This window comes from Bradyrhizobium sp. MI1.7 (assembly GCF_055811795.1).
Genome location: NZ_JBVVPO010000188.1, coordinates 1 through 1861 on the forward strand (window position 1 = coordinate 1; position 1861 = coordinate 1861).

1 protein-coding gene is annotated in these 1861 nt (G+C 59.1%); it reads right to left on the minus strand.

Going from position 1 to position 1861, the window contains the following annotated elements:
• Positions 1–948: 948 nt before the first annotated feature.
• The gene (locus AC0L3X_RS46980; RefSeq protein WP_473317592.1) at positions 949–1101 is read right to left on the minus strand and encodes a hypothetical protein; all 153 of its coding nucleotides are present in this window, start codon (positions 1099–1101) and stop codon (positions 949–951) included.
• Positions 1102–1861: the final 760 nt, after the last annotated feature.

Genomic DNA, 1861 nt, shown 5'->3' on the forward strand with positions numbered 1-1861 from the left:
CGTCGCCTGTGCGATCAGGACTGCAATTCCGTCCAGCGTTTGTCAGTCGTTGATTCCGAGCGACAGGCGCCGATACCGGGCGATCTTGTCGTCGTACTGAACGCACTTCTCACACATGGCTTCCGCTCGGCATAGAGGGCGGGAGCATGAAGCACTCTCAGTCATCAATGGGCGCCTCGGACGGGGCGGTGATTTTGCAATTATATACCTTGCACCGGGTTCCCGACATAAGGAACATCGGCGCAAAAGCTCAACGCCATAAGTCTGCCCAATCAGCGAGGGTTTTAGGAGCTTTGCTGTGATTGCCTAACGGGTCCGACGATTAGGCGATAGGTTGGCACCCACGCTGTATTCCAGCTCTCAAGGGTGGTGCCGCAAACTGCGCATTCGAAGCTGGCTATCTGGCGGCCGGGCGCCATGGACTCGACACGGCTGTAAACGGCGCCGCACTGGCAGGATCGGTGATGTGATTCTGACATGCCTATTTTATGCGCTCTAAGAGCCAAACAAGCCAGTACGAAACTTTGGCCACCAAGCGGATCGGGGCTGAACCTTCATGGCCGACGTCTGGACCAATGATTATCCGGGATTTTGTTGATCCCTCTCGGGGCTGGACTGAACCGATCGCCGCCAGGACAATGTATTTAGAGCCTGGCGGCGTTTCTATTTCAGGAATGATGGGAGGCCCCAGCATGAACCAGCGCAGGCTGGCAAAAAGCGGCCCCAGGGTGCAAGGACCTGAGGCCGAAGATTACCTTCTCTCATTGCTTCGGGCCTAACCGCAGACTGGCGGGCTCCGTTCCTCAGTCCCCATCCGCCAGCGTGAACCGGCGGGTCTCACTTGGTCGAAAATAATTAGTGTCGCCCGACCTGCGATTACCGGCGCGCTCGCCAATTGATCAACGCGCCCTTCATGTTCAAGCTCAAGAGCCGCCAACTCAGGTGGCCTTAATTCACGTCCATTGTGGATTTGCGGGCAGGGAGGCGCCAGTGCCCGACCAACGCGCGCCACTCGAATACGATGACGATGATGCCGATCAGCGCAGTCCGGATGCCTGACATTATCAAAATCATTTGGAGCGTCGGATCATCGGCTGTCATGTCGATGTTCCTAAGTATCAATGTGAACAATTGTTCCAAGGTATTATTTGGGTGGCTGCAAACCCGGCGAGCGCAGCCAATCAGTCATATGGGCGCCGATCTCGGCGATCCTAACTCGCCTTAGGAGCGCCTCGCGCTCGGCCCCGGCCGGCAACCGATCGGCCATCGTCTTGAGTTTGGCGGCCTGCTAAACGACGAAAGGCGAGGACGGTTCCCCTAGAGGAACGAATTAGCCAACTTCAGTTCAACTTGCGACGAAGGGCCTTGCGCGCCATCTCCATCCATTCTTCCGCAAGGTGCAGCCACGCCTCCTTGTCCACCTCGCGTGTCGCCTTTTCAGCCCGATGCAAGCAATTCTGCGCTTGATGCAGGTACCTAACAAAATCAGCGTCGCCCATCGCGTACAATGCGGGGGCAAAAAGAAGGTGCCAAATGAGAGGCCGCAGGCGCCGCCTTTAGACAGCTCCTGCGGCCTATGCTGCGACGTTCCGCACGATCGGCGCGGCACGGCCCACCGGTTAGCACAGGAACCACAAGGGCGCGCGCATATTTGAGCCGTCGCTGCCGCGCCGCCAGAGCTGGCGGAGCGGCCCCGGCCTAACCTCCTTGACCCCCTGGAGCCGGCGGCCATCTCTCCGCCCTTGTCGTATCGGAGTAGCGTATGCGTTCCTCGCCCTCGATCGTGCCGGCCGACCGCCTCGACCGCGACATCTATCTGGTGCTTGAAGACTTCGGCGCGCGCGCCGGTTGCGCCTGGCGT

Coding starts and splice junctions, on each gene's coding strand:
- AC0L3X_RS46980 (WP_473317592.1), bottom strand. CDS start 1,101: ATGACAGCCGATGATCCGACGCTCCAAATGATTTTGATAATGTCAGGC.